24 protein-coding genes and 1 tRNA gene are annotated in these 21,919 nt (G+C 38.6%); 12 read left to right on the top strand and 13 right to left on the bottom strand.

Annotated features, from left to right (window positions below):
• Positions 1-148 precede the first annotated feature (148 nt).
• The 5 genes from AC3ITD_RS06310 to AC3ITD_RS06290 all read left to right on the top strand — a co-directional run bounded on the left by AC3ITD_RS06310 (position 149) and on the right by AC3ITD_RS06290 (position 4,223).
• Positions 149-913: an SDR family NAD(P)-dependent oxidoreductase gene (locus AC3ITD_RS06310; RefSeq protein WP_489365006.1), complete on the top strand. Its 765-nt coding sequence runs from the start codon at positions 149-151 to the stop codon at positions 911-913.
• 28 nt (positions 914-941) lie between these two features.
• On the top strand, positions 942-1,796 hold the full coding sequence (locus tag AC3ITD_RS06305; protein WP_489365004.1) for a fumarylacetoacetate hydrolase family protein: 855 nt from the start codon (positions 942-944) through the stop codon (positions 1,794-1,796).
• A gap of 1 nt (position 1,797) precedes the next feature.
• Positions 1,798-2,127 carry an L-rhamnose mutarotase gene (locus AC3ITD_RS06300; protein WP_265801177.1) on the top strand — a complete coding sequence of 110 codons (330 nt, stop codon included), beginning with the start codon at positions 1,798-1,800 and terminating at the stop codon, positions 2,125-2,127.
• An 8-nt stretch (positions 2,128-2,135) separates the two neighbouring features.
• Entirely contained in the window at positions 2,136-2,957 is an 822-nt protein-coding gene (locus AC3ITD_RS06295) for an amidohydrolase family protein (protein ID WP_489365001.1), read from the top strand.
• A 96-nt stretch (positions 2,958-3,053) separates the two neighbouring features.
• Complete coding sequence (locus tag AC3ITD_RS06290) at positions 3,054-4,223, top strand: alpha-hydroxy acid oxidase (protein WP_489364999.1); 1,170 nt, start codon at positions 3,054-3,056, stop codon at positions 4,221-4,223.
• Between the two features lie 129 nt (positions 4,224-4,352).
• Here AC3ITD_RS06290 and AC3ITD_RS06285 read toward each other — a convergent pair whose 3' ends face one another.
• Positions 4,353-5,504 carry an aldose epimerase family protein gene (locus tag AC3ITD_RS06285; RefSeq protein ID WP_489364997.1) on the bottom strand — a complete coding sequence of 384 codons (1,152 nt, stop codon included), beginning with the start codon at positions 5,502-5,504 and terminating at the stop codon, positions 4,353-4,355.
• A gap of 129 nt (positions 5,505-5,633) precedes the next feature.
• On the opposite strand from AC3ITD_RS06285, the gene AC3ITD_RS06280 reads away from it, so the two are divergent.
• From AC3ITD_RS06280 to AC3ITD_RS06255, 6 genes are all read left to right on the top strand, one after another.
• Positions 5,634-6,305 (top strand): HAD family hydrolase, encoded by a 672-nt coding sequence (locus AC3ITD_RS06280; RefSeq protein ID WP_265801183.1) that lies wholly within the window; start codon positions 5,634-5,636, stop codon positions 6,303-6,305.
• Positions 6,305-7,003, top strand: a complete 699-nt coding sequence (locus AC3ITD_RS06275; RefSeq protein WP_265801184.1) for an NUDIX hydrolase — start codon at positions 6,305-6,307, stop codon at positions 7,001-7,003. The genes AC3ITD_RS06280 and AC3ITD_RS06275 overlap by 1 nt, the downstream gene beginning before the upstream one ends.
• A gap of 164 nt (positions 7,004-7,167) precedes the next feature.
• A tRNA-Lys gene (locus tag AC3ITD_RS06270) sits at positions 7,168-7,240 on the top strand.
• Between the two features lie 247 nt (positions 7,241-7,487).
• On the top strand, positions 7,488-8,699 hold the full coding sequence (locus tag AC3ITD_RS06265) for a site-specific integrase (RefSeq protein WP_489364994.1): 1,212 nt from the start codon (positions 7,488-7,490) through the stop codon (positions 8,697-8,699).
• Positions 8,700-8,767: 68 nt separating this feature from the next.
• Positions 8,768-9,271 (top strand): DUF6922 domain-containing protein, encoded by a 504-nt coding sequence (locus tag AC3ITD_RS06260; RefSeq protein WP_489364992.1) that lies wholly within the window; start codon positions 8,768-8,770, stop codon positions 9,269-9,271.
• Complete coding sequence (locus AC3ITD_RS06255) at positions 9,229-9,933, top strand: nucleotidyl transferase AbiEii/AbiGii toxin family protein (protein ID WP_489364990.1); 705 nt, start codon at positions 9,229-9,231, stop codon at positions 9,931-9,933. The genes AC3ITD_RS06260 and AC3ITD_RS06255 overlap by 43 nt, the downstream gene beginning before the upstream one ends.
• Before the next feature lie 213 nt (positions 9,934-10,146).
• On the opposite strand, the gene AC3ITD_RS06250 is transcribed toward AC3ITD_RS06255, so the two are convergent.
• The 3 genes from AC3ITD_RS06250 to AC3ITD_RS06240 are packed head-to-tail and all read right to left on the bottom strand — an operon-like array spanning position 10,147 to position 12,607.
• On the bottom strand, positions 10,147-10,425 hold the full coding sequence (locus tag AC3ITD_RS06250; protein WP_489364988.1) for a hypothetical protein: 279 nt from the start codon (positions 10,423-10,425) through the stop codon (positions 10,147-10,149).
• A gap of 6 nt (positions 10,426-10,431) precedes the next feature.
• The gene (locus tag AC3ITD_RS06245) at positions 10,432-11,718 is read right to left on the bottom strand and encodes a hypothetical protein (protein WP_489364986.1); all 1,287 of its coding nucleotides are present in this window, start codon (positions 11,716-11,718) and stop codon (positions 10,432-10,434) included.
• Positions 11,711-12,607, bottom strand: coding sequence for a HEPN domain-containing protein (locus AC3ITD_RS06240; protein ID WP_489364984.1), 897 nt, complete (start codon positions 12,605-12,607; stop codon positions 11,711-11,713). The genes AC3ITD_RS06245 and AC3ITD_RS06240 overlap by 8 nt, the downstream gene beginning before the upstream one ends.
• A 127-nt stretch (positions 12,608-12,734) precedes the next feature.
• Here AC3ITD_RS06240 and AC3ITD_RS06235 point away from each other — a divergent pair, with 127 nt between their 5' ends.
• Positions 12,735-13,121: a helix-turn-helix domain-containing protein gene (locus AC3ITD_RS06235; protein WP_489364982.1), complete on the top strand. Its 387-nt coding sequence runs from the start codon at positions 12,735-12,737 to the stop codon at positions 13,119-13,121.
• 110 nt (positions 13,122-13,231) lie between these two features.
• Here AC3ITD_RS06235 and AC3ITD_RS06230 read toward each other — a convergent pair whose 3' ends face one another.
• From AC3ITD_RS06230 to AC3ITD_RS06190, 9 genes are all read right to left on the bottom strand, one after another.
• Positions 13,232-15,106, bottom strand: coding sequence for a PIN-like domain-containing protein (locus tag AC3ITD_RS06230; protein WP_489364980.1), 1,875 nt, complete (start codon positions 15,104-15,106; stop codon positions 13,232-13,234).
• Between the two features lie 235 nt (positions 15,107-15,341).
• Positions 15,342-16,325 (bottom strand): DUF5712 family protein, encoded by a 984-nt coding sequence (locus AC3ITD_RS06225; RefSeq protein WP_489364978.1) that lies wholly within the window; start codon positions 16,323-16,325, stop codon positions 15,342-15,344.
• A gap of 4 nt (positions 16,326-16,329) precedes the next feature.
• The gene (locus tag AC3ITD_RS06220) at positions 16,330-16,884 is read right to left on the bottom strand and encodes a BfmA/BtgA family mobilization protein (protein ID WP_489364976.1); all 555 of its coding nucleotides are present in this window, start codon (positions 16,882-16,884) and stop codon (positions 16,330-16,332) included.
• A gap of 323 nt (positions 16,885-17,207) precedes the next feature.
• Positions 17,208-17,462 carry a helix-turn-helix domain-containing protein gene (locus tag AC3ITD_RS06215; protein WP_489364974.1) on the bottom strand — a complete coding sequence of 85 codons (255 nt, stop codon included), beginning with the start codon at positions 17,460-17,462 and terminating at the stop codon, positions 17,208-17,210.
• Positions 17,463-17,875: 413 nt separating this feature from the next.
• The gene (locus AC3ITD_RS06210) at positions 17,876-18,205 is read right to left on the bottom strand and encodes a helix-turn-helix domain-containing protein (RefSeq protein WP_489364972.1); all 330 of its coding nucleotides are present in this window, start codon (positions 18,203-18,205) and stop codon (positions 17,876-17,878) included.
• Positions 18,206-18,294: 89 nt separating this feature from the next.
• Positions 18,295-19,305 carry a hypothetical protein gene (locus AC3ITD_RS06205; protein ID WP_489364970.1) on the bottom strand — a complete coding sequence of 337 codons (1,011 nt, stop codon included), beginning with the start codon at positions 19,303-19,305 and terminating at the stop codon, positions 18,295-18,297.
• A 292-nt stretch (positions 19,306-19,597) separates the two neighbouring features.
• Positions 19,598-20,092 carry a CHC2 zinc finger domain-containing protein gene (locus tag AC3ITD_RS06200; protein WP_489364968.1) on the bottom strand — a complete coding sequence of 165 codons (495 nt, stop codon included), beginning with the start codon at positions 20,090-20,092 and terminating at the stop codon, positions 19,598-19,600.
• A gap of 4 nt (positions 20,093-20,096) precedes the next feature.
• The gene (locus tag AC3ITD_RS06195; RefSeq protein ID WP_489364966.1) at positions 20,097-20,750 is read right to left on the bottom strand and encodes a DUF8464 domain-containing protein; all 654 of its coding nucleotides are present in this window, start codon (positions 20,748-20,750) and stop codon (positions 20,097-20,099) included.
• Between the two features lie 344 nt (positions 20,751-21,094).
• The gene (locus AC3ITD_RS06190; RefSeq protein ID WP_489364964.1) at positions 21,095-21,868 is read right to left on the bottom strand and encodes a DUF3800 domain-containing protein; all 774 of its coding nucleotides are present in this window, start codon (positions 21,866-21,868) and stop codon (positions 21,095-21,097) included.
• Between the last annotated feature and the right edge of the window lie 51 nt (positions 21,869-21,919).

The following is a 21,919-nucleotide window of genomic DNA, read 5'->3' as shown; positions in this document are numbered from 1 at the left end:
AATAAGATCAAATTTTTAATCAAGAATATCTGCTTTATTTGTAAGTGTAAAAACAACAACAAAGAGAAGCGTTGTATATATTTGCTTCTTACTAAGATTTCGATCAGGATTTTAACCAAATTATCAATTATTAATCTGAAAAAAAAATATGTTTTCATTACAAAATAAACGGGCTGTAGTTACAGGTGGTGGAAGTGGAATTGGAAAAGCCATAGCAACCATATTGGCAAAACAGGGTGCAGAAGTGCACATCATCGAGCTGGGTATAGAACAAGCTGCCGGAGCGTTATCAGAAATTGAAGCGGCTGGTGGCAAGGCTTTTAGTTATGCTTGCGACGTTGCTGATCATCAGGCCGTAAAAGAAATTTTTAATCAAATCGGAGCGATTAACATTTTGATAAACAACGCTGGCATTGCCCATATTGGTAAGGCCGACACCACTGAAGAATCTGATTTCGACAGGGTAATGCGTGTAAATGTAAAAGGCGTATATAATTGTTTGTACGCTGCTATCCCACAATTGCGGGCAGCTGGCGGTGGTGTGATTATCAATATGGCTTCCATTGCTGCATTAATCGGACTACCAGATCGTTTTGTTTATAGTACCGCAAAGGGTGCAGTTAAAGCGATGACGATGAGCGTTGCAAAAGATTATATCAGCGAAAATATCAGATGCAACTCTATTTCTCCAGCCAGGGTGCATACCCCTTTTGTTGATGGGTTTCTACAAAAGAACTATCCGGATAACATCGATGAAATGTTTGAGAAACTTTCGAAAACTCAACCGATTGGAAGAATGGCGAAGCCGGAGGAAGTTGGTGCACTTGCCTTATATTTATGTAGCGATGAGGCTTCTTTTATAACCGGCTGCGATTATCCTATTGATGGCGGCTTTACCACATTAAATAATTAGATAAAATACAATATAAATACTTCCTAAAATGAAATTAATACGATTTGGCGAGCCAGGATTTGAAAAACCAGGTGTGATTATCAATGAAAAATATTACGATGCTTCATCATTGGTTGATGATTATAACGAGGCCTTTTTTGGTGGCGACGGTTTGGAAAAATTAAAGAAAGATCTTGAGTCGGCTGATTTACCAGAAATTGATCAAAATGTACGTTTGGGAGCAGCCCTTGCTCGCCCATCAAAACTTATTTGCGTAGGCTTAAACTATAAAGATCATGCTGCCGAAACCAATGCGGCCATTCCAACTGAACCTATTTTGTTTTTTAAAGCAACCTCGGCAATCGTTGGGCCGAATGACGATTTAGTGATTCCAAAAAACAGCAAAAAAACTGACTGGGAAGTGGAATTGGCTATCGTGATTGGCAAAAAAGCCAGTTATGTTTCTGAAGAAAATGCCTTGGATCATGTTGCAGGTTATGTTTTGCATAATGATTACAGCGAACGCGAATTCCAACTGGAAAGAAACGGACAATGGGTTAAGGGTAAAAGCTGCGACACATTCGCCCCTATTGGCCCATTTCTTGCCACGCAAGATGAAATTGCTGATGTCCACAATCTTCGCCTGTGGCTAACCGTGAATGGTAAAACATTACAAGATGGAAACACATCGAATCTGATTTTCAATGTTCCTTTCATGATTTCCTACATCAGCCAGTTTATGACACTTTTACCTGGTGATGTGATTACTACCGGAACACCTGCAGGTGTTGGTTTGGGCCAAAAACCTGAACCATGGTATTTGAAAGCCGGTGATGTGGTAGAATTAGGCATTGATGGCTTAGGCAGCAGCAAACAAACTGTTAAAGTTTACAGCGGAAACTAACATGAAAAGATACTGCTTTACGCTCGATTTGATCGACAATGACGAACTAATTGCTGCTTACAAGCAGTATCATCAATCGGTTTGGCCTGAAATTTTAGAAAGCATTAAATCTTCTGGGATAGATGACATGGAAATTTACCTTTCCGGAACCCGCCTTTTCATGGTAATGGATGTAAACGACAGCTTTACTTTTGAAAAGAAAACAGCAGCCGATTTGCAAAATGTGAAAGTGCAGGAATGGGAAGCGTTGATGTGGAAATATCAGCAAGCCTTGCACGGTGCTTTACCCGGCGAAAAATGGAGATTGATGGACCAGATTTTTAAACTATAACAATTTTTATGATTGACTCTCACGTACATTTCTGGAATTTCGACCCTGTTAGAGACAGTTGGATTTCAGAGGAAATGAATGCCATCCGCAAAGACTTTTCTCCAAAAAATTTAATGCGAACTTACAATGAGCTTCAAATTTCAGGTTGTGTTGCGGTTCAGGCAAACCAGTCGGAAGCTGAAAATGATTTTTTGCTTACGCTTGCGGAACAAAATGAAATGATCAAAGGAATAGTGGGATGGGTTGATTTGAAAGACAAATATTTACCAGATCGATTAAGTCATTGGAAAAATTTTAAAAAGATTAAGGGTTTCAGGCATGTTTTGCAGGCCGAAAACCACGAGTTTATTGTCGATCCGAAATTTGTTAATGGCGTAAAGCAGCTTAATGAGTTTGCATTCACCTATGATTTACTTTGCTACCATAACCAATTGGAAAGTATTTTGGAGCTTGTTGACCAACTTCCAGATCAACCGCTGGTTTTAGATCATTGTGCTAAACCCGATGTAAAATCTCAAGACCTCAAAAAATGGTCTGGTCATATCAAAACGCTTGCGCAAAATACAAATGTATCATGCAAAGTTTCCGGATTATTAGTAGAAGCGGATTGGAAAAACTGGAAGGAAGTCGAAATATCTAATTGTTTCGATGTGATTTTTGAAAATTTTGGCTGCGAAAGGGTGATGTATGGCAGCGATTGGCCGGTAATGCTCATCAGTCGCCCATACCAGGATTGGTTTACCTTGGTAAGTAAGTATGCGATGCAATTTACTGAGGCCGAAAGAAAACTTATTTTTGGAGAGAATGCAAGTGCTTTTTACAAACTCTGATCAGTTAAACCAGGCCGATAGAGCAGGATGGAAAATTTAATTTAAAATATTAGTTTTCGCCTCTAGAACCAAATAATAGATAATGAACAAATTAATATGAGTAAAAAGATCACATTCCCTTATAATCCACAATATCCCTCCATTGCCGATTTAAGAGTTAAGGCGAAGTCAAGAATTCCAAAGTTTGCTTTCGACTATCTAGAAGGGGGTTGCAATGAAGGACTCAACCTCATTAGAAACGAAAACGATTTTGATGACATTTATTTAAAACCAAACTACTTAAAAGTGGGTGGTGATATTGACATGTCTGTCGAACTTTTCGGTCGCCGTTATAGTGCACCGTTTGGAATTTCTCCGATTGGTTTGCAAGGTTTAATGTGGCCAAACGCACCAGAAATTTTAGCGAGGGCCGCAGCAAAAGCAGATATCCCATATACGCTCAGTACGGTATCTACGAGCAGCATCGAACGTATTGCTGAAGTATCGGATGGAAAAGCCTGGTTCCAATTATATCATCCGACAGAAAATAGCCTAAGAGATGATATCCTTAAACGATTAAAAGCAGTAGAGTGCCCGGTTCTGGTCGTTTTAGTTGATGTACCGGCTTTTGGTTTACGATACAAAGAGATCAAGAGTGGACTTTCTATCCCACCAAAAATGTCTGTCAATAATATTCTGCAAGCTTTTGCCCGTCCACTATGGGGAATAAAAACGCTGCAACATGGCATTCCTTCTTTCGCAACATTAAAACCTTATATGGGAAAAGGCATGGATATGTCGCAGTTGGGGCAATTCATGAACAAAACCTTCACCGGAAAAGTTGATATCGAAAAAGTTTCGGCTATCCGCGAGATTTGGAAAGGCCCTTTGGTACTTAAAGGAATTGCTACCGATGAAGATATGCAGGCAGCGATTCAAATTGGTGTAGATGGCGTAATTGTATCTAACCATGGCGGCAGACAAATTGATGCAGGCGAATCCTCTATCAATTCGTTAATCAAACTCGCCGCTAATCCGGCATACAAATCAAAGCTTAAAATTATGATGGACGGAGGTATTCGTTCAGGTGTAGATTTAGCAAGGGCACATGCCGTAGGTTCGGAATTTAATTTTATGGGCCGCCCTTTTATGTATGGCGTAGGTGCATTGGGCAACGAAGGTGGTGATCACACCGTCAACATGTTCAAAACGCATTTGTATCAGATTATGCAACAGTTAACGATTGAGAAAATCACTCAGTTTCCTGATCGGTTACTACAACATTAAGATTCCTGAAGAAAACTTTTCGGACTTAGATTGAATAATAAAATAAAAAAGCAAGGCCAATCAGTCTTGCTTTTTCTTTAAATGCAGATTTCAATTCACTCCATTGCGCTTCTTATAAAAGCTTTGACCTTATTTAGAAAACTTATAAGTAGAGCTGGTTTTGTAAGTTTCACCAGGTTTTAACACCGTTGAAGCAAAGTTCGGGTGATTCGGTGCATCTGGAAAATGTTGCGTTTCCAGGCAAAAGGCCGAACGGTGAGGATACGATTTTCCACCTTTACCATCTTTATCTGCACCTGTTAAAAAGTTCCCGCTGTAAAACTGTAATCCAGGCTCAGTTGTAAAAACTTCTAATATAATTCCTGTCGATGGACTTTTAACCTTTGCAACAGCAGTTTTGCCATCATTTGCTTTAAGTGCGAAATTATGATCGTAGCCTTTACCGTACTTTAATTGCTGGTCATTTTCATCAATTGATTTGCCTATGGCTTTGGCGGTATTAAAATCAAAAGCAGTGCCTTTAACTAGCTGTAACTTACCTGTAGGAATCAAGGTTGAATCAACTGGGGTATACGCATCAGCAGCAATCATTAACTCATGATCTAAAATCGTTTTATCTCCTTCACCACTTAAATTGAAGTAGGCATGGTTAGTTAAGTTTACCACCGTTGCTTTATCTGTGGTAGCAGTATAATCAATTGTTAATGAATTATCTTCCGTTAGGCTGTAAACAACTTTCACATCAAGCTTTCCAGGATAACCCGCCTCGCCATCTTTAGAAATGTAATTAAGTTCTAATTTCTGTCCGTCTAACTGCTTGGCTTCCCACACTTTTGAAAAGAAACCATCTGTTCCACCATGTAAAGTGTTTACCCCATCATTTAACTGAAGTTGATACTCCTTGCCTTCAAGGGTAAATTTTCCCTTAGCAATTCTGTTACCATATCTACCGATTAAAGCACCGAAAAAAGGCTCTCCTTTTTTGCGATAGGCTCCGATGCTATCATATCCCAAAACTACATCGGTAAGTTTGTTATCCTTATCAGGCACCTTAAGTGATACGATTCGACCACCATAATTGGAAATTGTAACCACTGCACCTTGCTTATTCTTTAAGGTAAAAAGATTCACTTCCTTGCCATCAAGTGTGGTATTATATTTTGATGAATCAGCCTTAACGCTTGCTTCATCCTTTTTTTCACTTTTTGGATTGCAGGAATATAATGTGGCCGCTAAGCAAATTGCTGCAATTGGAAGGCCTTTTAAAAAAATTCGTTTCATAAGATTTATTTTGGTTAAGGCTAAAGTATGAAAAATAAATTAACGTTATTACAACGATTATCAATTAAATTTAAGGTAATATTGATTGGATTAGCTCACATCTAAAAATTTCACATAATTTAGCGGCTTATGCAGAATTTCGACTTCAAACCTAAAGCATTTCTGTTTGATTTGAATGGCACCATGATCAACGATATGCAATATCACACCATGGCCTGGCATTCCATTATGAACGAAGATTTAGGTGCAAATTTAGATTACGAAACCGTTAAGCAGGAGATGTATGGCAAAAACCACGAAGTTTTAGAGCGGGTATTTGGTCGCAATAAATTTTCTCCATCAGAAATAGAAAAGCTTTCTATGGATAAGGAGAAAAAATATCAGGAAGGCTATTTTCCGCACCTGGCTTTAATTTCCGGATTAGACAAGTTTTTAGATTTGACCAGGCAAAAAAATATCGCGATGGCCATTGGTTCTGCAGCAATTCCGTTTAATATCGACTTCGTTGTTGATGGATTAAACATTCGTAATTACCTTAATGCGATAGTGAGTGCAGATGACGTCGAAATTAGCAAGCCAGATCCTGAAACATTTTTAAAGGCCGCAGCAGCATTAAATATTTCACCGCAAGATTGTTTGGTTTTTGAAGATGCGCCGAAAGGCGTTGAATCAGCATTAAATGCTGGAATGAAATGCATCGTGCTCACTACCACCCACAGCATCGAGGAATTTGATGGATACCCGAACATCTTAGGCTATATTAGTGATTATAACGACGAAAAACTAAACTCTCTTTTTTAATGGGAAAATATTTAAATCAAAAACCTGTCCTTGTTGCTGTAGATTGCATTATTTTTGGTTACGATGGTGATCAACTTAAACTATTAGTAATTAAAAGGGCGATTGAACCGGTCAAAGATCAGTGGAGTTTAATGGGTGGTTTTATCGGCGACACCGAAGATTTAGATGGCGCTGCAAAAAGGATTCTTTTAGAATTAACAGGCTTGCATGATGTTTATCTGGAGCAGCTCCACTCCTATGGTCGCCCAGACCGTGACCCCATTGAACGCACCATTTCGGTTGTTTACTTTGCTTTGATTGATATTAATAAATATAACAAACAGATCAACGATCAATACCATGCAGAATGGTTTAAGATAAAAGAAGTACCCGAACTGATTTTCGACCATAACGAAATGGTTAAGGCTGCTATGGCCAAGATCCGTTACCAGGCAGCACTGCACCCTATTTTGTTTGAACTGCTGCCAAAGAAATTTACTATCCCGCAGTTACAAGCACTATACGAGCAGGTTTACGACTCACCGATTGATAACCGCAACTTCATTCGTAAAATTACCGCCAGCGGACTGCTAATTAAACAAACCGAGAAAGACAAATCAAATTCGAGGCGTGGTGCATTTTATTTCAAGTTAGATAAAAACAAGCACAAGGCACAATTTCAATCTTTTTTGAACTTTATACCAAAGACTATAAAATAATTTTGAAAAATTTTTCACACACTATGTAAGCTTACGAAATTCAAAATCAGTCAGTTGGCTTAACAATTTTTTAACGCTTCACTGAAAGCATTAATAATTATTTAAAAATATTTGTTCAATTAATTTTTATCTCTATATTTGCACCTCCTTAAACAAAAGGAAATGATTCCGTAGCTCAGCTGGTAGAGCATTACACTTTTAATGTAGTGGTCCTGGGTTCGAATCCCAGCGGGATCACAGAAGATGGTATCAAAACTACGTAAAAGCTTGCAAATCAAATGATTGCAAGCTTTTTTGTTTTAACGGAAAAATCAAAATACTCACCTATTCTCATATTAAAAGTGTGTAATTCGGTGAGTAATTTAGGTACTTAAAGAACTCACCGAATTATTTACAACCACTTGTTTAACAAGATGTTCGACCATCGAACATCTTGACGTTTTCAGACTGCGAGGCTAATTTTGTTAACCTTAATTCAGTTTATATGAAAACTAATTTTAGCCTGCTTTTTTATCTTAAAAAGCAGAAAAACTATTGTGGCGGCAATGTCCCAGTTTATTTAAGAATAACTGTTGGCGGAAAAAGATCAGAAATGACCAGCGGGCTTGAATGCGATCCTTTAAAGTGGAATACCAAATCTGGTAGACAGGATGGAAAAAAAGAAGATGTAAGAAGCTTTAACGCTTTTTTGGACAATCTCCAGTCAATGATTTATCAAGTTCACAGGGATCTTTTTGATGCTGGCGAAGTCATTACCTCCGAAAGCATTAAGTGCAGATTTATCGGGCGGGAAGTACGGAAACATACTTTGATAGAAGGCGTCAAAATTCATAACGAAAAAATGAAGGCTTTGGTAGGAAAGGAATATGCCATCGGTACCTTGAAGCGCTTTCAGGTCTTGGAAAGACACCTAACCGCTTTCATGAATGAGAAATACCAACTAACAGATATTAATATCAAAGACATTGACCACGCATTTATAAGAGACTTTGATTTTTTCCTGAGATCAGTTAATGGTTGCGCTAACAACACCACAGTAAGATATCTGAAAAGCCTTGGAAAGATTTTACGCATTTCAATGAGCTTGAAATGGATCGACAGAGATCCAATGCTTGGATACAAACTAAGAAGCAAGAATGTAGAGCGGTCGTTTCTCACAGAGGATGAGTTAACAAAAATTTCTGAAAAGCAGTTTTTAACTGAGCGGTTAGGTCAGGTACGTGATGTCTTTATCTTCTGCTGTTTTACAGGTCTTGCCTATTCTGACATAGAAAAATTACGCTTATCTAATATTAAAACTGGAGTGGATGGCAAAAAATGGGTTTATGTAAATAGAACCAAGACGGGAACCCGGTCTGCTGTCCCCCTATTATTACCTGCAATGGTAGTTTTAGAAAGATATAGCGATCATCCTTATTGCGTCACAAAAGATCGGGCATTACCAGTTTCCAGCAACCAGAAGATGAACGAGTATTTGAAAGAAATCGCTACTGTATGCGGAATTGATAAGCCCTTAAGCTCACATATTGCGAGGCACACATTCGCTACCACCGTTACCCTTCTTAATGGGGTGCCAATGGAAAGCGTATCGAAGATGCTTGGGCATACAAATATCAGGACTACACAGATATATGCAAAGGTCTTGGATATCAAGGTAAGTGCAGATATGGCGCTTCTAAATGATAAATATAATTAGACAAACAACCGTTAATTGACAAATATTTAAAAATATTAGGCATTAACTTCTGTTTTGGTTAAGTTTGTATGATGTTAAAGGAATTGAATAAAAGAGTAATCGTTGTGCACTGGAAGAGATTTGCCAGTACGGACATCGACGTGTTTTCAAGTCTGAAGGGATTTTGCGACAGCTACCCCGCTTATAACTATCATACATTGAACAACTATCTTTCCAAAAAGAAGGTTCCATTCGAAAATGACGAAATCAAAATCGAAAGACAGCCCCTGATACAAAAAGTTAGAAGACCCGACCTGCCCAAGGTATTGTTCTGGGACTTTGATTTTGACAAACTTGACTGGAACAGAAGTTATAGAACCGTAATGGAACGGGTGCTTGATAAAGGCAACCCCAAGGATTGGGAGGAGATGATCAGGTTTTACGGAATGGAAAATGTGGTAAACGCTCTTAAAAATGACATTACCTATCTTTCCGATATGACCATGGAAGCCGTTTGCGAATATTTTCAGTTGAGTAAAGAAAAACTCAGATGTTACACAAAGAAACAGTTAAACCAGGGACACTGGATCTAATCCAGGCTTTGATGAAAGACAATCAGCTCAATTCTTTTTACCTCGTAGGCGGTACAGCACTATCGCTGAGGATTGGGCACAGGGAATCCATAGACATTGATTTGTTCAGCTCTTCGGATTTTGATGGAAACGAACTGGCCGAACACTTACGAAATAAATACGGTGCAGACGTAAAACGCCACAAGGAAAATTATGTCAGTGGAAGTATTGGCGAAGTGGATTTTGATTTTATTTCGCACAAGTATCCATCCATCAGACCTATCGAAAATATAGAGGGGATTAGGATGATGTCCAATCAGGACATATCGGCCATGAAGATAAACGCAATCGTTAATAGCGGACAGCGAATCAAGGATTTTATCGATATACACTACCTTTTAAAGGAAATGCCATTGGATGAAATCATTGGTTTCTACTGCCAAAAATATCCAAATGTAGATCCTAACACCGCCAAGTCGTCTTTAATGTACCATAATGATATCGACTTCAACGTTCCAGTAAAACTGATGGATGGAAAATTAAAGTGGCAGGATGTTCAGGGCAGTATAGTAAAAGCAGTACGGGAATACACCCGTATTCAGGAAATCAAAGCGCTGAACAATAAACTGAAAGAAACAAGGAACGACAACAAAAATGAGCGAGGCAGAGGAATGGGTCGCTAAGTTGGCGAATGCACCACTCCAATCTTTTTGGTAAACACCGCTCCTGAACACAATCCATTTTCAAGACAAGGCTTTGCGAAAAAAAATACCTCGCCAGCTCTGCTGGCAGGGAAGATTTTTTTCCAGCAAAGCCGCAGGGCATGGCCTTGTCGGAAATGGATTGTTCAGTAATTTGTGCAACAAAAAGTTGAGTGGAACAAGTACCTAAATTATTCATTTGTTGTCTTTTGATGCCTTCTCCTTAAATATATAGCAGAGATTCAGCAGTTCGACCATTTGGTTATAGAAAAATATCATATCCTTCAGCTCTTCTCCATCGGGAGATTCAGAAGCAAGATACGTCCAGCCTTCGTAAAGTTTCCATAGCATAGCCCTTGATTCATGCAAAGGATGGTTTACAAAAAAGTAGCTTATTCCCGATAAGGGATCTTCAAGGTCGCTGTCATAAATATCGGCTGGCTGATAGTTCAGCACTTTCATTATCTCTTCCATAATTTTTCATCTATTATAAAACCTGAATATTTTTCTCAAACTGGCAACAAATTCTCTACAGTAAAGCTCGTAATGTGGCTTAAGCATCAGCAACTGAAAACTTCTCCTACTGAAAAAAGCAATCAGGTCGCATTCTGTTACCGACTGCAATAAGTAGAATATCTTCTGGTGCCCCCCTGCGGAAATGAAAAAAGACGTACAATAAAAACTCGAAACCTCGTACATTACTCCCTTAACCATAAACCTTAGTTCAAGCTTGAAGTAATCTCCCCTGTCTTTCCACAGGAAACAGATTTCTGGAACCTCACTACTAAAAACACATGCGCTCATGTCCTGCTTAAGCGGTTTCCCTTTTATGTTCCGCATACCGTATGTAAATCGGCGATGTGTAAAGGTGCTTCCCGCAAGCAATGGCAGTGCCTGATGCCAAAGTTCAAGCAGTTCGCAAAAATTATCCCTATTGCTTTTCCTCTTATGTTCTTCCGCCAATTCATCATCACGGAATTCACGGTATTTGACTAGGGCAATCTTCTTCATTTCAAAACAGATATCAATGAGTTCCTGCTGAAGATTGTCGATTTCTCTATCAGGAAGATCGGCACTCCCCAATACATATTTTTTAAAGCCCTTGACCGAATCCAAGCGTTTGTTTAAAATCCCAGTATATGGAACAAGGAATGGAAAATGGTTGCTGTGCCATTTTTCCAAACTTGTATAAGCCAAACAGAAGCCAATTATATCCTGCGCATCTTTTTGAGGTCTTTCGGGTATAACTACGCCTGTAGATTCTCTTTTCCCAATACGGCTAATATCCAATGGAAGCAATTGGCTTGGTTTAAACATTCCTTTGTAACGCAATTTTGGCTGGATGGTCAAATAGCCTCCATAAAGCTTTATCCTCAGATATTTGCTATTTCCATTCCCATCAAAAAATCCTGGCCAATAATAATCCTCAAAATCAACTTCGTTATAGATGGACATCATATCATACAGCGCAAAGTAGGCATATCTGCTCAGGTAGCTATCAGTTGTGTCCACACTACAGCAAACTAAAAGTTCACTTGCCATTACTTTAATGTAGACCTTTTCTTCATCCTCGCTGTCAAGAGTTAACCCGATAGTTAAAAGCTCATTGGAAAATGAAATCTTCCGACGCTTTATCCGTAGATAAGGGCGTCTTGGCCGTCTGAAATCCGAATATCTGTTCAGGGTATCAACCGTCAGTGCCCTTGTCCCATCCTTTAATGGTAAGCGAAAAAATTTTTCTTCGGCTATATGATAATTGCTAACCATTTTCGGCCTCACTTTCTTTTTTGCTTTGCCTATAGGCAACTGCCTCCAATGCAAGTTTTTCTATCTTCTGCTTACAGAGGACTTCTGTAAGTTTGATAAACTTGAATGCCTTTGAGACAAGCTGTTCCGCATCGGCTTGGCATACTTTGAAATCGTCCTTATAGCGTGCGGACGAATAACTTTTGACCATGATCTCCATGAGCCGTTTATCGTCTTTTTTGCCTGAGAGTAAAAGTTTGGAAGGAGCGGATGAAAAGCTATCGCAGATACTCAATTGCCTATAAATATTATGTATGTCGCAACGGTAGGCCAAATGAACCCGTATCAGGGCTATTCCGCATTGTTCAACTACCTGATGCGCCATAAATGCGCTGAGATGATAATGCTGGTTGGCAAGGCATTCCTTTGCACTGGCGAAAAAGCCTGTAGCCAATGGCAGGCGGTGGTTATAATGTTTTTGAGCTTTTACCGATGCTTGGGTTGGGATATAATCTGCAACTCCATCAGTTTGCAACATTCCATCCTTATTGTAGATCAATCGTCCACTGTTTAAAACCGTGATAAAAAACCTGCTGTTTGCTCTTATCGCCTCTTGGATGGCATCCCTTCCGTGAACCAATATGGTAACCTTTCCGCAGTAGTAGCTGTGGTTTGAAAAGTCCTGTACCTGATGCTCAATTCTGGTGGCACTTTTGGTAACCATCAATAAAAAATGATGATAGGTTTCTTCTCGTCTGTTATTGATAAAACAGCCGTCTCGGCTATTAAAATCCATTATCTTACCAAACCGGTAGATCTGCTCAGGTTCAAACTTTTGAACCAGCTTTTTAATAAAGGCCGATAAATTTTCATTCTGGCCTTGCCCAGATGTTTTGAATTGTGCTTCCATAATCTCTCTATTTTTAGTTGACAGATTAAATTTGCAGACATGTATTGCTGTAACCTACCAATAAAGCTGGTATCTTACCACTGTACATTGGTTCATTACTATCTTAGGAATTTATTATATTTGCTTTATGGAAACGCCTACAAAATCTAACAAAGTGCATCTCGGCAGAAAGATCAGCCGTATCAGGGAAATTCGTGGTATTAAGCAGGATTTTCTTGCTATCGAACTTGGTGTAAGCCAGCAGACCATTTCCAAGATAGAGCAAAGTGAAGAAGTTGAAGATGCAATGTTGGAAAAGATTGCGGGTGTATTAGGTGTGAGCGCTGAAGCAATAAAAAATTTCAGTGAAGAGGTTCTTATCTTCCACATTCAAAATATGCATGATAACGCATCGGCATACCAGTATAATTACCAATGTCATTACAATCCGCTAGACAAAGTAGTAGAACTCTACGAACGTTTACTTCAGAGTGAACGGGAAAAGGTAGAGCTTCTCAAAAAAGGAAATCGGTAATATTTTTATTTGGTTTACAAAAATATAAAGAGGTGGTTTTATAATAAAACCACCTCTTTATATTTGTATATTTCACATATCTTCAATCATATATTTACTTGTCATTTTTGCTAATCATTTATTATATCTAGTTTTTTCTTTAAATAAAGTCCTCGGAAGATCAATTTATAATTGTCGTGAAAATTATGATATACTAAATCAAGCTTATTTGAAGGAATTCCATAGCTAGTACATATAAGATCTTTAATTCCGAATTTTGTGAATTCAGCTTGATAAATTTCAATTCTATTAGCAGAATCATCTGTTAACAATTCAAGCTCATTATATGTAATTTTTTCTATTTTATTGAAAAGAACCTTTCCATCTAACCAGTCTTCGACTTCGATTAAATTTTCCGAAATAACAACCTCCATCTGAATTTGTACGTTTGAAAAAGGTATATAAATTAAATTCTTGTTATATGGCAACAGCTTTTCGATAATGAAACCTCTTGCAATCATTAACCTTGGATTGCTATCTATTATATGTAACTCGTTTATAAATTGTGATTTCAATCTATTTTCTCTAAATAGATTTTCTGAGTTAAAATAAATCTCATATACCATCCCTGCAATAACCAAATTAATTAAGTAATCATTCTTTCTCTGAATGAACTGGTTTAAATTATCAGATAGTAGTCTTATAGCACTAGCAGAACTTCCGCACGCTGCTTGGTAAATATTTCGACCAATAACGAACAATTTATTTTGTTCTTCTACACTTTTATTAAAAGCATAATTATTCACTTCTTCTATAAAATTGTCTATCGTTGGGTTTTGTGTATACCAATTATATGATTTTAATCCTATAATTGTTCTAGATAGTAGATCATCCTCATTAGATAAATCAATGTATTTATCTGCAAATGCTGTATCGTCTAAGTTAAAAGAATCCGCACTATCAACTATCTCTGGATTAATAACAATTTCAGAAGTTTCTACAATTGGTAATTCAGATAGCGGGCTATTTTCTGAATCTGTATTGTTAGTTTGTTCTTGGGGATTATCAAGATTATTAATTAGCTGAAGAGATCTGCCTAATTCAATAAAGTTTCCTGGGTGTTTTTGAATTAACAATTTAATGAAATTGTCGAAAGAAATGATTTCAATATCATCTGAAGCCGTACTTATGCGAAATTCATGAACTAACCTTGGGTCTATTATTTTATACTTCGGTTCCGAATTATTTTTAATTCTGCCATTTTCTGTAATTTTAATTGGAGCATACACCCAATCTTTTTTTGCATCATTTGTAAGAAATAAAACTTTTTTATTGTTATTATTCTGAGAATGTATTAAAATTTCTTTCCAAATTATCAAGTCTCCAAATTCATTTAGATCTTTAGTAGAATCTTGGAATCCAGGAGGAAGTTTATGATTATACCTGAAATTTGCTGATAATGAAATTTCGGATAATATTGCGCCTAAATCAGACTCAATATGACAAGTATTAAGTATCGTTTCAATATTTGAATGAATTTTATGTACGTAATCAGCACTTTTGTTTTTTGAAATGAAACTAATTTTCGTGAAAATATTTTTTAATTCATTTATATCCGATTTTAATTCATTAATGTCTGAATATGTATTCCTTCTATCACCATCTAACACCTCTTCATCAATATGCATGTTTAAAAAGTCAAAAATATTATTGTATTCTTTGGTGATTGTTTTTAGCGAACCAAGTGGTGATAAATAATCCAATATCTGTTCACGTATGAATCTATTAGAATATTCATTTACTACCCAATTAGGAACTTTGACTTTATTTTGTTCAATAAAAGGTTTCAAAAAATTAAAAAGCTCTTCTCTCGATTTATTATTTAGCCTATATAAAAGCGCAATAATGTTGGTGTCAATAAAAATGATTGTTTCCGGATCATTCAATAAATCATAGACGAGATTTTGATGATCATCGATATTGATGTGTGATACTGGTAATTTCATGTTTTTTTTGCGTAATTTTAGATATGAATTGATAGTAATATGTAAATAATAAAACCTTAATTAGCCGTTTTATCTAGAATACAATAAGTGAAATATTCATGATTTTTGATAGAGCTTGAGTAGATAATGATTTCTAAGCTATGGTTTATATTCAATAACTACAAGCGACTTAATAAATCTTTGGTAAGCTAATTTAAACTTCTTTTACAGACTATTGATTTTTTTATATACCCATTTAACGGCTTAAACCTCGACCTTTCTCTATACCTTTCTTCTTTTTTTTCTTTTTATTTCCTTGCAAAGTAGATGATTGTGGCGTAACGTAAATGGGTTCCATAAGTATGCTGAGCAAATCAGTAGAAAATTTACTTGTAGCACTGACCATCTGCTCAATACTTTCAAACGTTCCTTCGGCAACTCCTGTAGCTAGTTCCTTGATGATTTGATCAGATTTCCCCTGATGATTTTGCATGTTATCCAAAGTCTGAATCTGTATTTTTTGTTCAGCAGTACCATTTTTCATGGTGCTTGAATAGGCAATGGTCTCTTTTAATCCACGGTTGAAGCCAAACGCTTTATCGAAAAGTAATTCTCCAGACTGTTTGAAAGCGGTACGATTAAATTCGCCAAGTTTTGCGGAATGTTCCTTATTCTTTCCTTTGGACGTATTCTGTGGACTAAGCTTGATTTTATTGGTAATATCCTTACGACTGACGATGATCTGAATATGGTCTTGTTTTCCCTTCTTACGTTCGCCATTTTGCCTTATACCTTCCTTTACTTCTTTGTCAGTATGTTTGTAATAACGGTAGTTTTCGTGCTTGCCGTACCAGAGCAAATCTTGATGGCTGTTAATGCCAGGTCTTTTAAAGTTCTTGGCATACTCATCCATCACCTTCACCGCAAAATCCTTTAGTTTTTCCTTTGTACCCTTCTCCCCGCACATTTCGTACAGGTGCGCCAGTTCCTTTTGGCTTGGACTAATATTGATTAGAAAAAACTTGCTATCATTTCGGCCGAGCTTGGCGATATTCCTGTCAATCCTTATCCTCACTTCCTGCCTGCTGATTTCGTTGCCTATACCATTAAACCAGTTTTCCTGAAAAAGACCTCTACCTTTTTCAATCTGCAATTGGTTCTCTTTTTCAAGATAATTGACCAATGCCCCACTGCTACCTTTGTTATTTCCAGTTTCTGATGCTGTAATGTTGATGAACATTGAATTATATATTTTCGAGTGACTGCCTTACGTGTAACTGCAATTCTTCTTTCTTTGCATTTGATACAGGCCAACCTAAGTTTTCCCTTTGATTGATGTAGTATTCAAGTATCTTTTTAAATCGGAGTTTTAGTACTGATTTTTCATCCAAATATTTCTGGGTCTTGACAATGGCCTGATCCAACGACACCATACGTTTCGCCAGTTCCTTTGTATTTTCTTCGTTATTCGCTAGGTACTGACCAATAGCCTTGAAATAAGTGGTGTGTTCTTTTGCGATAATCGTTAAGCCTGCGGTATCAGTAAAGATGGGTAGCAAAAAATCTCCTTCCTGCCGTTTTACAAATGACAAAACCCTATTGATTCCATTGGCGAGTTCTTTTTTTAGCAGTTCGTCGTTTAGATCAATGGGATCTTTTTTGCTACGGTAGAAATAATCAACCATCTGCATAACCACCAGTTTTTTTGGTCTTCCCAATTTCAACGAGATTTTTTCCAGTTTTTCATCGGTTGCTTTTGGGTAACGCACTGATTTACTATTAATATCCTCCATTGCCATTCCCCTAAAAGTTTTTCTCTAATTCGATATTTAGTTTTACTTCGCTTCCAAGCTTTGGATGCCATGAGGGTGTATACTTAATAAATCCACTTTCTCTCAACTCACGAATGTTTTTGTGGTACGTTGAAATGGACTTTATTTTGGAAAACCGCATAAGCTTTTTTCTGCTTACATTAAATGGAAGTAGAGGCTTCTGATGATTACAATAATGCACCAGTGCCATTAATATGGTTAAATGTGTTGGATAAAACTGCGACTGCCTTGAGGCATGCTCAAAGTACTTATTGAGTGCATTTCGGTATAGGTTTTCATTTTCCTTCATCTCATTTTCCCTCCATCATTTTTTCAATCTGCTCTCTACTGTAAAACATAGTCCCGCCAACTTTGCGAAATGGCAAAGTGCCATTAATACGTAGATTCTGTAGTGTTCCAGGTGAAATATTCAGCATTTTGCGCACTTCGATGCTTCTCAACCAAGATTTGTTTGATACACCGCTGTTAGTACTTAAAATCGTTTTCATTTCATTTAGCATTTCACTTTTGAATTGCTGTAAATCATCCATTGTTATGATGTCCATTTTCATATTTAACTCCTTTCTGTTTCTGTTCAGATATGAATTCACAGATTCATATATTTTTATCTCTATAAATCCAGTATACTTAGAAGTATACTATTTAATTATTCTCAGAGGCTTTTAAAGCCTCAAAGTATCCCTGGAGGATACTTAAAACCCCTGTCGCGATAGCGCAGGGGCAAGCAAGTAGGGCTCTGCCCAACTTCCGCTTGCTCAGCCCCCGAAAAGGGGCTGACTGCCTGAACCGCCTTTCTACCGCCAATAACCGCACTCTGAAAGCGCCAGAACCCTTTGGGCTGTCCCGAATTATCATGCTGTGCCAGTGGTTATTGTTACACATAAACCTTTTTTATGTAGATATATGTGTATGTTGTTATATGCAGATATATCTAGTTGGCTATATGGATATATAGTTATTATGTTGGTGGTATGACACCGTTAGTTGGTGAATTTATTTCTTCCGAGGTTTTCTTCCTTCCGGATCTTACCCATTCTGACAGTTCCACCGTGGAGAAATAAAGTCTTTTGCCCCGCTTGTTCACGGGGATTTCCTTCCGGCTCACTTTGGTGTAAAGGGTGGATACGGACAGGCTGAGAAATTCGGCAGCCTGTTTGATGTTCAATAAATCGTCTCGGGGACGTTGGGAATTTTGCAACCTGTTTTCCAGCAACAGGTCTTTAATACAATCTACCTTTTCGTGCAGTACGCTAATGGCCTGCGGTAGTTCTTCAAATGTGTACTTCATAAGCGGTATCTTTTGTTTTGATACCGCAATGTTAGCAGCTTGTTTTGTAGGGTTACAACACGTTAAACTGCATCCTTACCGTTTCCCTACTAATATTTACTGTTTTTTTTGTTTCGGACTGTTGGAACCAGAAAAGGAACTTTGTCTTTTATCTTTACCTCTAAAATCGGTGATTTGCAAACCTTGGTATCGGAAGATATTATCGCACTTAGCCAGCCCTCCGAATATTCGTTTACTTTATCTCCATTGCTATATAAGAAGTGTTTTAGAATCCATTTTTCAAGTTCTGCTTTATTGCATCCCACAATCAGGTTAGCTTCATAGAGCTGCTTAAAAGCATCGGCCAGTTTATTACTGTTTCCGTTGAAGATGAACTGGCTTGCAGGTTGTTCGTCCAATTTTATCAGTGCGGTAAGTTGGTTGAAATGTTCCTCTGAAAGATAAGTCCTTATAAGTTGCAAAAAGTCATCTATATACTGATGATTGAATTTTGGCCGACCCGCATCGGGATTATATGGGATTTTTTTGGGTTGTTCAGGCGTGACATCTTCAGTTTGTTGCGGGCTTTTCTGCTTGGCCATCCATTCCTCGAACGTTTCACGGGGATGTAGGATTTCATCAACTTCGCTTATTAGTTCACTTAGGAATTTGTCCCTGATCTTCAAAGTATCATGAAAACTTTCCACGAACTCATCGCCTATATAAGTATCACTATGGTCTGGTTGCAGGTTATTAACTATAAACAAATAATCGAGTTGGATCGAAAATATGAAGTTTCGGGGATATTCCTCCCTAAATTCATTATAGTACTCGTGGAAATTTGTCCATATTAATTTAAACCTTTCCTTTAATTTTTTGAGCTGCTCAAATTCTCTTTTTAAACTGATGTCATTAAGTGAAAGCAGGTCAATTAAAGCCATGTCTTTTAATACCCTGATTTCACTCTTATAAGTAAAAGAATCATAGTAGTGTGTTTCGTGCGCAAGGCTATAAGCTGGCCTATTTCCATCTTGTTTTATTGGGCTCTTAAGTTCACTTTTGTTAATGAGAAGGAGATTAAAGGTTTGTAAACGAGTTAAAAAATTGGCCAGACTTTGCATAACTGAATTAAATTTTAGTAGTTATAACTCTTAAAGATATAGATAATTTAATCTATTTATGTTTGATTAGATTATTTGAAATGAGGCGATTTTTATAAAACAGTCATTAGCTTCATTTTATTTGTCTAATACCTGCAAGTTAGGCATGAATTGTAGGTTGTTATATACTTATATTATCGGCAAATCGACAAAGCTCCTGCGAGAACTTTCAGAAGAAGAATATTTCAAAGTTTCAATCGATTGGGGTGTTAGGGATGCCAGAATGAAAGACAGAGAGGTCGTACTAAGGTATTTAGCCTTTCGCTGGCTTGATTATCGTAAAGAATACACTGGCGACACGAGTGAATATGTGGAAAGTGCGCTCTTTCAGGTAAGCTTCCAGCAGCGGATTACAGCCAAGAGGCTTCACCGCGATCACCTCGAAACTCGGCACCTTCTCCGCCTTTCTGGGACGGGCTTCCCGCGGCGTGTTCTCTGCGAACTGCAGTTTTTGCATCGGCAGATCATAGACCTCACGGATCTTCTGCAACTGCTGATAAAAATTCAGCGCCGGCCAGTACAGATTGGCAAAGCTCAGCAGATTCCCACCTCCGGGTAGACCGAAATCGTTCCAGACCTGTTTCACGGGATTGACGGTAAAGGAAGGCGTTCGGTCCCCAATTCTTACCGGGCTATGGTATTTGAATTTCCCGCCCGACTTTCCAACAGGCTGGTGCCCCAGTTTTCTCAGCAGCTCCACCAGGTCCACCTCCGCCACGAGCGCTTCGGCATCAATATAATTATTCATAGGTTCAGTTTTTTTCCTTGGTTATTGATCGATCTTTTTTCCAGGCCTCTATATAGTTACCGTAGCCCTCGTTCAGCTCGGCATAGTTCACCGAATAGTCCGTTTGCTCCCCGTACCTGGCATGGATGCGCCTGAACAGCCGCTCGGAATGATAGAACAGTTCAGCCTGCCGAAAAAAACGGCACAGGAATATCCCTGCATCCAAAAAATCGGTAGAGTTCAATACGATCACCGTGTGGCTTGGTCTTTTAAAAGCCACCATCCGCCTTAGGTATTCCATATAATGTTCGAACACCGCCACGTGCTCTCCATCTCCCGGGATAATGGTGATCGCCTTGGGGCCCACAAGCCCATGCCAACACGGATTCTGCAGCACCCAGCCACCCGCTTCGTTCTGCCAGCCGAGCGCATAATAGCGCACGTCAGGATCGCAGGTCAACCGGTAATGCACTTCCACTAAAAGGTCACCGGCCACAGTCCACAGTTTGCGCTGCTTCAGGTAACGGCTCGGCTGGTAGGTCGTACCCACCGGCAGCAGGTCATAGATAATAAAGGACTTTTCTAAAAGATCAACGCGTGGCCTCAGCCAGCGTACAGCCCGGGGATCGCTAGGATCACCACCCAGGGCAACAAAAGAATTCAATGAGATTACCGACATAACAAGCTTTTTAAATACCGGAAAACACAAAAGGGGCACATGGCCCCTTTGTGATCGATCCGGAAGGCAAACGCAAAGCCCCGGAAAGATTATAGCAATGGAACTACCCGCGTAGGGATCTACCTCCCCGCCAAAACTGGCTGCCTGCGGCTCAGCACAAAATAAAAAACTCCGTCCCTGCACACAATTTACTGCACCGCTGCAGCAAACGCTTCGTTCCATGATGTCAAAGATCCTGTTGATTAACAGGACCAAAAATGGGAAAGCCCTAAAAAACAAATTCCCAAGTTTTGCAACTTGGGAACGATTTTATTTTGGAGTTGATTAAAGTGGTCTACATTCGATCAATGGATACAGCCGATATACACCGTACCAAAAGTAGCCTTGGCGGCTGCCGCCAGCTCGGGCGAACAAAATTTCGAAATAAACAAACCAGCATCGCCAACCTGCATAACAGCATCGATAAACTGATCGCCAGTCTGAGGATTGGAATTACCTTCATTAAAAATTGAATACCTCAAAGACGCGAACAACTCGAAGCTGAGCTCAATTTCATCATCAGGGTCATATCCAGAATCAGGACCAGCTTTCACCATCTTGTCAATCAGTCCCATATCGCATTTCAGCCGGACTGATGCGGTATGTGCGACCAGGTCGGCCAACTGTATACCCCTGATCAGCCTGGAATCCTGCTCAGGAAAAAAATTGGCGTCAATTTCAGTTGCTTTAAAAGATGAGAGCGCAGCATTCTCGGAGGAAAAAAGTCCTTGGTCCATGAATACCGAAATCGGTGTGTTTATTTTGTTCACATCAATAAACTGTGCTATCGCAAGCAGACACTCTTCTCCAGCTTTTTCTCTATGTGTTCTTGGTAATACGACAACCCCATAGCGGCAATGCTCATGAATGAGGCTACGAAGTTTGATCCTAAAATCTCTCAATTCGGGACTTTTCGAATAATTCGCCGAACTTTTATATTCAAATTTATCCGGATCTAGCCCGTTAGCCAGCATTAGACCGACAATTTGTTGCTCTATATCATCTGGTGCAGATACACAGGCACATAACACAAATCCCGCCTCATCGTGGACGCTGTCATCTACATAAAAATTAGCCATGAGTCTTCTATTATTAATAAAATACGAGATTAAAACCTTTTCGGGAACGGA

It is taken from the genome of Pedobacter sp. KH_004 (assembly GCF_057840755.1).
Note: the sequence above shows the minus strand (reverse complement) of the source record. Positions and strands in the feature narration are given on the sequence as shown.

Excerpts from the sequence above, each read along its gene's own strand:
- AC3ITD_RS06300 (WP_265801177.1), top strand. The coding sequence starts at position 1,798 with ATGAAAAGATACTGCTTTACGCTCGATTTGATCGACAATGACGAACTA.
- AC3ITD_RS06255 (WP_489364990.1), top strand. The coding sequence starts at position 9,229 with ATGTTACACAAAGAAACAGTTAAACCAGGGACACTGGATCTAATCCAG.
- AC3ITD_RS06240 (WP_489364984.1), bottom strand. The coding sequence starts at position 12,607 with ATGGAAGCACAATTCAAAACATCTGGGCAAGGCCAGAATGAAAATTTA.
- AC3ITD_RS06310 (WP_489365006.1), top strand. The coding sequence starts at position 149 with ATGTTTTCATTACAAAATAAACGGGCTGTAGTTACAGGTGGTGGAAGT.
- AC3ITD_RS06290 (WP_489364999.1), top strand. The coding sequence starts at position 3,054 with ATGAGTAAAAAGATCACATTCCCTTATAATCCACAATATCCCTCCATT.
- AC3ITD_RS06280 (WP_265801183.1), top strand. The coding sequence starts at position 5,634 with ATGCAGAATTTCGACTTCAAACCTAAAGCATTTCTGTTTGATTTGAAT.
- AC3ITD_RS06250 (WP_489364988.1), bottom strand. The coding sequence starts at position 10,425 with ATGGAAGAGATAATGAAAGTGCTGAACTATCAGCCAGCCGATATTTAT.
- AC3ITD_RS06265 (WP_489364994.1), top strand. The coding sequence starts at position 7,488 with ATGAAAACTAATTTTAGCCTGCTTTTTTATCTTAAAAAGCAGAAAAAC.
- AC3ITD_RS06205 (WP_489364970.1), bottom strand. The coding sequence starts at position 19,305 with ATGCAAAGTCTGGCCAATTTTTTAACTCGTTTACAAACCTTTAATCTC.
- AC3ITD_RS06190 (WP_489364964.1), bottom strand. The coding sequence starts at position 21,868 with ATGGCTAATTTTTATGTAGATGACAGCGTCCACGATGAGGCGGGATTT.
- AC3ITD_RS06245 (WP_489364986.1), bottom strand. The coding sequence starts at position 11,718 with ATGGTTAGCAATTATCATATAGCCGAAGAAAAATTTTTTCGCTTACCA.
- AC3ITD_RS06220 (WP_489364976.1), bottom strand. The coding sequence starts at position 16,884 with ATGGCAATGGAGGATATTAATAGTAAATCAGTGCGTTACCCAAAAGCA.
- AC3ITD_RS06285 (WP_489364997.1), bottom strand. The coding sequence starts at position 5,504 with ATGAAACGAATTTTTTTAAAAGGCCTTCCAATTGCAGCAATTTGCTTA.
- AC3ITD_RS06200 (WP_489364968.1), bottom strand. The coding sequence starts at position 20,092 with ATGAATAATTATATTGATGCCGAAGCGCTCGTGGCGGAGGTGGACCTG.
- AC3ITD_RS06195 (WP_489364966.1), bottom strand. The coding sequence starts at position 20,750 with ATGTCGGTAATCTCATTGAATTCTTTTGTTGCCCTGGGTGGTGATCCT.
- AC3ITD_RS06295 (WP_489365001.1), top strand. The coding sequence starts at position 2,136 with ATGATTGACTCTCACGTACATTTCTGGAATTTCGACCCTGTTAGAGAC.
- AC3ITD_RS06210 (WP_489364972.1), bottom strand. The coding sequence starts at position 18,205 with ATGAAGTACACATTTGAAGAACTACCGCAGGCCATTAGCGTACTGCAC.
- AC3ITD_RS06230 (WP_489364980.1), bottom strand. The coding sequence starts at position 15,106 with ATGAAATTACCAGTATCACACATCAATATCGATGATCATCAAAATCTC.
- AC3ITD_RS06225 (WP_489364978.1), bottom strand. The coding sequence starts at position 16,325 with ATGTTCATCAACATTACAGCATCAGAAACTGGAAATAACAAAGGTAGC.
- AC3ITD_RS06260 (WP_489364992.1), top strand. The coding sequence starts at position 8,768 with ATGATGTTAAAGGAATTGAATAAAAGAGTAATCGTTGTGCACTGGAAG.
- AC3ITD_RS06305 (WP_489365004.1), top strand. The coding sequence starts at position 942 with ATGAAATTAATACGATTTGGCGAGCCAGGATTTGAAAAACCAGGTGTG.
- AC3ITD_RS06235 (WP_489364982.1), top strand. The coding sequence starts at position 12,735 with ATGGAAACGCCTACAAAATCTAACAAAGTGCATCTCGGCAGAAAGATC.
- AC3ITD_RS06275 (WP_265801184.1), top strand. The coding sequence starts at position 6,305 with ATGGGAAAATATTTAAATCAAAAACCTGTCCTTGTTGCTGTAGATTGC.
- AC3ITD_RS06215 (WP_489364974.1), bottom strand. The coding sequence starts at position 17,462 with ATGGACATCATAACAATGGATGATTTACAGCAATTCAAAAGTGAAATG.